Here is an 8533-nt window from a genome sequence, read left to right as displayed (position 1 = left end):
TTTTTCTTTCGAATTCATTTGTGTCCATTTGTGTCTATTCGTGGCTAAATAGTAAAAAGACTTCAATTTATTTCCAATATTTCGAATTCCTGTACACCACCAGGGGTTTTTAACTTTACATAATCACCTTCCTCATTGCCGATAAGGGCCTTTCCCAAAGGAGATGTGATTGAGATTTTGCCTTCTTCAGGGTTAGATTCATATGGTCCAACAAGCTGGTATGCAACCGTTTGATTATTAACAAGGTTTTTTAGGTCAACGGTTGAGCCAAAGATAATATTTTCTGATGGCTCATTACTTATTTCAATAACCTCTGACCTGCTAATTGCCATCTCCAGCTCATTTATTTTGGCCTCTAAAAAGGACTGCCTTTCCTTGGCTGCATGGTATTCTGCATTTTCATTTAAATCCCCATGAGCTCTCGCCTCTTCAATAGCTTTGATATTTTTTGGCCGATCAGTAGTGATAATAGTATGCAATTCCTGTCGTAATTTTTCCAATCCCTCTTTTGTAATTGGCATTTTATCTATCATGAACAGTGTCCTTTCTATATTTGATCTCTAAATCAATCATTAATGTTAACTAAAAAACTATCATTTTACATTTAAACCGTCAAATAGTTAATTTCTGAACTGTGCCCAGATTTAATTCCCTTGGTTGTATTACTGTATTCATAATAACACAGGTTATATTATTAGCCAGCTGTATCTTGCGTAGGATTTTGCTTTGACCTATAACCAGAAGGTACATTCTTGTTCTTTACTTCAGCCAGATGGTCAAAGCTGTTTTTCTTCCTCAGAAGTAGTGCCTGTTATACGATAGAAAGGGGCCCAGTAGGCTCGGTGGATACGTTTGACGCCACGCTCGGTGGCTCGAGTTGTGGTATAGATCAGTGCATAGAGAGTTGGAACAACGACCAGGGTCAAGACTGTGGCCAGGGCCAGGCCAAAGATGACAGCGCTGGCCATGGAACTCCACCACTGGCTCGACTCACTGACCCAGGAGATTTCCATCTTATGAAAATTGTAGGCGATGCCGGTGACCATGGGCAAAAGACCGAGGATTGTTGTTGCCGCTGTCAAAAGGACAGGTCTCAAACGGGTGCATCCAGCAGCGATGATTGCATCACGTAAGTGCATCCCTAGCTGGTGCAGCCTGTTGGTATAGTCGATGAGCACGATGGTGTTGTTGACTACCACTTATTTCTCCTTTTTTAAATTTTTTATAAGATTTTTCTTGACAACGTGACGATTTATTATATAATGCGACGTCTTGTTCTAATATTTGATAAATATCTCCTGTTAGGAATAAAAATGGGGGCTAAAAATGGACCAAAAACGATTGCCTCGACGAGAAAGAGAAAAGATAGCACGTAGAGATGAGATATTTTCTGCTGCACTCGATCTCTTTTCGGAAAAAGGCTATCACAACGTCTCTATGCATGAGATCGCTGAGAAGGCCGAGTTTGCCATTGGAACCCTGTATAAATTTTTTGAAAACAAGGAAGCTCTATACAAGGCATTGGTTATGGAGCAGGCCGAGAAGTTCCATAGCACACTTACACGGGCGATCGAAGAACCGGTTAACGAGATTGAAAAAATCCGTAATTACATCAGGGCCAAGGGCGAAGTTTTCACAGCCAACGTATCCATGATACGCCTCTATTTTGCGGAAACCAGGGGGGCAAGCTTCAATATCAAGGCAGGGCTCGATACAGAAATACAGGAGATGTACGAGGAGTTCCTTAAGAACCTCGCCTCTGTATTCAACTCCGGGATAAAGAAGAGGCTCTTCAAGAAAATACTTGACCCATATTATCTGGCGGTAGCAATTGATAGCCTTACCAGCGCCTTTCTTTTACTCTGGCTTGAAGCGCCTGATCGGCACCCTTATCCGGAAGATCCGGACGTTATCCTGAATATTCTCTTAAAAGGGTTGGTTGATCCGTGATTATCCGTGGGATTTTGGAAATTTATTTTATATCATTTTTATCAGGAGAAGTTTAATGCAACTCAATGGAACAGTTTATAAACCCTTTAGATGTATTGTGGTTCTTGTGGCCATGTTAGGCGGTCTTTTGCTTGGAGGTTGCGACCAGTCGACGCAATCCCAGCCGCCTCCCCCTGTCCCGGAAGTGGCCATAGTGACGGTCAAGCCGCAGAAGGTGGTGCTGACCACTGAACTGCCGGGCCGCACGGCTGCCTTCCGTATTGCCCAGATCCGGCCCCAGGTCAGCGGCCTTATACAGAAACGCCTGTTTATGGAAGGCTCCGATGTCAAGGCAGGGCAGGTGCTCTACCAGATTGATCCCGCTCCCTTTCAGGTGGCGCTCGACAATGCAACGGCGAACCTCGCTGTAATGCGGAAGTCAGCCGACCGGGCGCGGGCCGCGCTGGAAGCGGGCATCGCCGGCGTCACTCGGCAGCGGGCCATCCTGGAGCTTGCCAGGACAAATCGCCGGCGATTCGAGGATGCGTTTAAGGTCAGAGCGGTCTCCACCAGCCAGCGAGACCAGGCTGTAACCAATGCCAATGTGGCCGAGGCAACGCTGCGGGCCGCCGAGGCGCAGCTGGAGAGCGACCGGGAGGCAGTGGCTGTAGCCGAGGCAGCCATCCAGCAGGCAGAAGCGGCAGTGGAGACGGTCCGTATCAATTTGGGCTACACAAAGATCACCGCACCTATCTCCGGCCGCATCGGCAGATCCAACGTGACAGAGGGCGCCATCGTGACGGCCTATCAGCCCGTTCCTCTCGCCACCATCCAACAACTGGACCCCGTTTACGTGAACGTGCCCCAATCCACCGCCGATATGTTGCGATTGAAGCAACGCCTGGAGGACGGCCGCCTCAGCTGCAACGGAAAAGACCGGAGAAAAGTCAAGCTGCTCTTGGAAGACGGAACACTCTATCCTTTGAAAGGCACGCTTCAATTCCGCGATGTTACTGTGGACCCGACGACCGGGTCCGTGATCCTGCGCATTGTATTCCCAAATCCGGACCACGTCCTCCTGCCGAACATGTTCATCTGGGCCGTTGTGCAGGAATGCATTGCCGAACAGGCCATCCTTGTCCCGCAGCAGGGGGTTGCCCGCGACCGCAAGGGGAATCCCTTCGTGCTGATTGTGGATGCAGAGAGTAAGGTCGGTCAGAGGATGCTCACGCTGGACCGGGCCATCGGCGACAAATGGCTCGTTTCATCAGGCCTTGCTCCCGGCGACCGGGTGATTGTCGAAGGGTTGCAGCGGGTGCGGCCCGGAATGCCTGTGAAGGTTGTTCCTTTTAGTGAGGGAAAAACCATGCATGGGTCTGAGGCACGGCCTAACGTTCCAGCACAAAAGCGAACGGACGGAGGTGCCTGATGTTATCAAAATTCTTCCTGGACCGGCCGGTCTTCGCGTGGGTCATCGCCATCTTCATTATGCTGCTGGGCGGGCTGGCCATCTACAACCTGCCCATATCCCAGTATCCGCCCATCGCTCCACCGTCAATCCGCGTTGTGGCCTTTTATCCGGGCGCCTCGGCCGAGACGGTGGAGAACAGCGTCACGCAGATCATCGAACAGAAGATGACCGGCCTTGACAAGATGATCTATATGGCCGCCACGAGCGATTCCGCCGGCACCTCCATGATCGAGCTTACCTTTGCCCCGGGGACCGATCCGGACATTGCCTGGACCAAGGTGCAGAACAAACTCCAGCTCGCCATGGCCAACCTTCCGGAAGTGGTCCGTCGATCGGGCCTCATGGTCGGGAAGGCCACAAAAAACTACTTGCTCATGGTGGGCCTGATCTCCGAAGACGGCAGCATGAGCGGCATTGACATCAGGGACTATGCGCAATCCAACCTGGAAAAGGTCCTGGCGCGCGTGCAGGGCGTGGGCGAGGTTGAGGTGTTCGGCTTCCAGTATGCCATGCGCATCTGGCTCAACCCGGATAGGCTCATAGATTACCACCTAACCGTGGAAGATGTGATTATGGCGCTGCGGGCCTACAATGTGGAGGTTTCCGCCGGTCAGTTCGGCGGGGCGCCGGCGGTAAAAGGCCAGCGCCTGAACGCCAACATTATTGTGCAGAGCCTCCTCAAGACCCCCGATGAGTTCGCCGCCATACCGCTGCGCGTCAATCCGGACGGATCCATCGTGCGGGTCAAGGATGTGGGCCGGACGGAACTTGGGACTGACTACTACGATATCGAGGCCAAATACAACGGCAAACCTGCTGCCGGTCTGGCCATCCGGCAGGTGCCCGGCGCCAACGCGCTGGATACCGCCGATGCCGTCAAGAAGAAACTGGCGGAGATGAGCTCCTACTTTCCGCAGGGATTGAAGGTTGTCTATCCCTTTGACACCACCCCGTTTGTCCGGGTGGCCATTGGCCAGGCGGTCAAGGCCCTGCTCCAGGCGATCCTGTTGGTCTTTCTGGTCATGTGGCTGTTCATGGGGAACATCCGTGCCACCCTGATTCCCACCATCGCGGTGCCGGTCGTGCTCCTGGGCACCTGTGCTGCGCTGGGGGCGTTCGGGTACTCCATCAACATGCTGACCATGTTCGCCATGGTGATGGCCATCGGGCTTTTGGTGGATGATACCATCGTGGTGGTGGAGAACGCGGAACGGATCATGAGTGAAGAGGGGCTTTCGCCCAAGGAGGCTACCGCCAAGTCCATGGGCCAGATCACCAGTGCCCTGATCGGCTTCTTCCTGGTGCTCGCGGCCTTGTTTGGTCCCATGGCGTTCTTCAGCGGGTCCACCGGGGTCATCTACCGCCAGTTCTCCGTGACCATCGTCTCGGCCATGTTCCTTTCGATCACAGTGGCCTTGATCCTGACGCCGGTGCTGTGTGCAAATATCCTTAAGCCGGTGCCCAAGGGGCACGAGGCGGCAGAAGGCGCGATCCGGTTCCTGCGCCCGTTTTTCGTGTGGTTTGACCGCGCCTTTTTCCGGTTCCGGGACGGCTTTGTGAAACTGGTCGGCCATGCGCTTGCCAGGAAACTGCGTTACGTGGTCGTGTACATCGTGATTGTGGCCGGACTGGGATTCCTTTTTATGCGAATGCCGACGAGCTACCTCCCGGATGAAGACCAGGGAATCCTGCTGGCCCAGATCGTCATGCCGACGGGCGCCACCCTCGAGCAGACCCAGGCGGTCGCGGATGAAGTCCAGCGTTATTTTCTGGAGAACGAAAAAGAGGCTGTTGAGTCCTGTATGACGATTGCCGGCATGGGCTTTTCCGGCAGGGCGCAGACCAACGGCATGGTGTTTGCCAAGCTGAAGGATTGGAAGCTGCGAAACCGGCCGGATTTGAGGGTCAAGGCCATTGCGGGCCGGGCCATGGCGGAATTCTCGAAGATTCGTAGCGCCATGGTCTTCGCTTTCTCGCCGCCTTCCATCATCGAACTGGGCAATGCCATAGGGTTTGATTTCCAGTTGATGGACCGCGGCGGCGTTGGGCACGCCGCCCTGATGAACGCTCGCAACCAGCTCCTCGGCATGGCAGCGCAGGACCCGATGTTGGTCAAAGTGCGACCCAACGGCATGGAAGATGTGCCCGAATACCGGATTGACGTGGACTGGGAAAAGGCGGGTGCCCAGGGCATGCCCATCACCTCGATCCACAACACCATCTCGGCGGCTTTCGGCAGCGCCTATGTCAATGACTTCATTCAAGGCGGCCGGGTGAAAAGGGTGTTCGTCCAGGCGGACGCCCCCTACCGCATGCTGCCGAAGGACCTGAACAAGCTTTACGTGCGCAATACGGCTGGGAAGATGGTGCCTTTTGCATCGTTTGCGTCCAGCCACTGGACGAGCGGTTCTCCCCGGCTGGAGCGATTTAATGGTTTTCCATCCATGAATATCTGGGGTGAGCCGGCGCCGGGCAGGAGTTCCGGAGAGGCCATGCAGGCCATGGAAGAGGTCGTCTCGAGGCTGCCGCAGGGTATAGGCTATGACTGGACCGGGCTTTCCTACCAGGAGCGGCAGGCCGCTGCCCAGACAGGCCTCCTCTACACCTTTTCCATCCTGGTAGTCTTCCTTTTTCTGGCGGCCCTGTACGGGAAATGGGACATCCCCATCGCGGTACTGATGATCTTGCCTCTTGGGGTCATCGGCGGCTTCATCGCTTCGACGCTGCGTGGGCTGCCCAGTGACGTGTATTTCCAGATCGGGTTGCTGAACACCCTGGGTCTGGCCACGAAAAACGCCATTCTGATCGTCCAGTTCGCCAAGGACCGGCTCGAACAAGGCATGGGCTTGATCGAGGCCGCGCTCCAGGCGGTGAAGCTGCGGCTCCGCCCGATCCTTATGACGTCGATCACGACCGGTTTAGCTGTGCTGCCCCTGGCCTTGAACACGGGCGCGGGCGCTGGGGCCATGAACGCCATCGGCACTGCGGTGCTGGGTGGGATGATCACCGGCACTATTCTGGTGGTCCTGTTTGCGCCGCTGTTTTATGTGCTGATCGAGAAGACCTTTGGTAAACAGAAGAAGCGTGAAGCAGCCAAGAGCTCTGAACAAAAACCCTCCGGAGCGTACTGATATGAATAAAAACGCATTACTTCTACTGGTTGGAATTGCCATAGTGCTGGGAGGCTGCACCATGGCTCCGAAATACACTCGCCCAGGAGCACCTGTGCCGGCCGCCTGGCCGACTGGTGCGGCATATAAAGAAACCAAAGCTGCGACTGTTGCACTGACAGCTTCGGAGCTCAGGTGGCGGGAATTCTTCATCGACGAACACCTTCAAAAGATTATCGAGACGGCCTTGAACAACAACCGTGATCTGCGCTTGGCGGCCCTGAATCTGGAAAGGGCGCGCTCGCTGTACGGCGTTCAACGGGCAGCCTTGTTTCCCGCGGTCGATGCGGTGGGCAGCGGGAGTAAACAACGGAGCTCCTCCGATCTTACGCGCCCCGGAGAGCCGAGGACAACCAAGCAATTCAGTGTCAATCTGGGCATCACTTCGTGGGAGATCGATTTCTTTGGCCGCATACGCAGCCTGAAAGAACAGGCGCTGGAAGAATACCTGGCCACGGAGCAGGCCCGCCGCAGTGCACAGATCGCGCTGGTTGCCGAGATTGCCAGGGCCTACCTGACACTTGCGGCGGATCGGGAAAACCTCAATCTGGCCCGGTCCACCCTTGAGACGCAGCAGGGAGCCTACGATTTAATCCGGCGGCAATACGAAGTTGGGCTCGCAAACGAATTGGACCTGCGCCGAGCGCAAACTCAGGTGGATGCGGCCCGGGGAGATGTTGCTCGCTTTATGCAACTGGTGGCGCAGGACCAAAACGCATTGAATCTTCTGGCTGGCTCTCCGGTGCCGGAAGATCTCCAGCCGGTGGATCTGAGCAGCGTTACCCCTCTCAGAGAAATTTCTCCAGGCCTGTCCTCCGAGGCGCTTCTGAACCGACCTGACATTGTGGCGGCGGAACATCAGCTCAAGGGGGCCTACGCCTTTATCGGCGTGGCCCGGGCAGCCTTGTTTCCCCGCATTGCACTGACGACCGCGGTGGGAACCGCCAGCGACGAGCTGTCCGGCCTGTTCAACTCCGGTTCGGGCACCTGGAGCTTTGCGCCGCAGATCACTATGCCAATTTTTGACGCCCGCACCTGGGCCGCACTGCGGGTCAGCAAAACAGTGCGGAAAATCGCCTTGACGCAGTATGAAAAGGTGATCCAAACGGCTTTCAGAGAAGTTGCCGATTCTCTGGCAGTGCAGGGCACGGTGGACCGGCAGGTAAAGGCGCAACAATCACTGGTCAATGCTTTGGCAGAAACGCACCGCCTTTCGGTAAACCGATATACGAATGGAATCGACAGCTACCTGGGCGTCCTTGATGCGCAGCGATCCCTGTATGCGGCCAAGCAGGGGCTCATTTCGCTCCGCCTGGCTAGGCTCGCCAACCAGGTGAGGGTTTATGCGGTATTGGGCGGGGGCGGTGACCAGCCCGGGGAACACCAAGGCGGATCATAGCGGGAGGCTTGGTAGGCCGATGTACAACCTCAGGCGCTTCGCCCACGTCGACGGCCTCAAGACCATTGCGTGTGAGCGGCCCTCACCTGAACACCCATATCTGGCCGGCCAAGAATTCCGCTATGATCATAATGGCTGAAGAGAAAAAAACAGCTCTGCTGATGGAAGAAATCAGGGAGCTACAGGAAAAAATGAAGGACGTGGGATTAAAGGCATTCTGCCTGGCGGTGGATGAATGCGCTTGAGACCGGGTACTATAAATAATACCTGTCGTTTTTTGAGGGGGTTTTTTCATGGGATTCCCTTTCTGGTTGGATTTTTTATCCTCTTGCACATTAGTAACGGCTATTGCAGTAACTTAATGGCAGAGCAACAAATGCGATCAGGTCCTATTCCAATTGTTAACCAGTCCCCTATCCAACTCCTTTTTCTCCAGGCAATACCTGGTAAGGCCGAAACCCTTTCAAAAGGTAAAGGTTCTTTACATTTGAATACTACCATTACAAATACCCTTCTTTCCGAAAGATCGGGTAATTACGAAGGCGTTGTAGATATGGAAATGAT

The 8533-nt window shown here is 54.3% G+C and carries 7 protein-coding genes; 5 read left to right on the top strand and 2 right to left on the bottom strand.

Translation table 11 applies throughout. The features are described from left to right. Positions 1-62: 62 nt before the first annotated feature. Together greA and JRI95_14835 are read right to left on the bottom strand one after the other, a co-directional pair. Positions 63-530 carry a transcription elongation factor GreA gene (gene greA, locus JRI95_14840; GenBank protein MBW2062819.1) on the bottom strand — a complete coding sequence of 156 codons (468 nt, stop codon included), beginning with the start codon at positions 528-530 and terminating at the stop codon, positions 63-65. A gap of 246 nt (positions 531-776) precedes the next feature. Then, a complete protein-coding gene (locus tag JRI95_14835) occupies positions 777-1199 on the bottom strand; it encodes an efflux RND transporter permease subunit (protein ID MBW2062818.1) in 423 nt (140 codons plus the stop codon). Between the two features lie 127 nt (positions 1200-1326). Here JRI95_14835 and JRI95_14830 point away from each other — a divergent pair, with 127 nt between their 5' ends. The 5 genes from JRI95_14830 (at position 1327) to JRI95_14810 (ending at position 8214) form a co-directional block, all read left to right on the top strand. Then, on the top strand, positions 1327-1950 hold the full coding sequence (locus JRI95_14830; GenBank protein MBW2062817.1) for a TetR/AcrR family transcriptional regulator: 624 nt from the start codon (positions 1327-1329) through the stop codon (positions 1948-1950). 55 nt (positions 1951-2005) lie between these two features. After that, positions 2006-3358, top strand: coding sequence for an efflux RND transporter periplasmic adaptor subunit (locus JRI95_14825; GenBank protein ID MBW2062816.1), 1353 nt, complete (start codon positions 2006-2008; stop codon positions 3356-3358). Next, complete coding sequence (locus tag JRI95_14820) at positions 3358-6531, top strand: efflux RND transporter permease subunit (GenBank protein ID MBW2062815.1); 3174 nt, start codon at positions 3358-3360, stop codon at positions 6529-6531. Before JRI95_14825 ends, JRI95_14820 begins: the two co-directional genes overlap by 1 nt. A 1-nt stretch (position 6532) precedes the next feature. After that, positions 6533-7969: an efflux transporter outer membrane subunit gene (locus JRI95_14815; protein ID MBW2062814.1), complete on the top strand. Its 1437-nt coding sequence runs from the start codon at positions 6533-6535 to the stop codon at positions 7967-7969. Between the two features lie 71 nt (positions 7970-8040). Next, complete coding sequence (locus JRI95_14810) at positions 8041-8214, top strand: hypothetical protein (protein MBW2062813.1); 174 nt, start codon at positions 8041-8043, stop codon at positions 8212-8214. Positions 8215-8533: the final 319 nt, after the last annotated feature.

The sequence above is a fragment of the Deltaproteobacteria bacterium genome, from assembly GCA_019308995.1.
In the GTDB taxonomy this organism is placed as follows: Bacteria; Desulfobacterota; Desulfarculia; order Adiutricales; family JAFDHD01; genus JAFDHD01.
The sequence above is the reverse complement of the archived record's forward strand: the minus strand, read 5'-3'. Positions and strand labels throughout refer to the sequence as shown.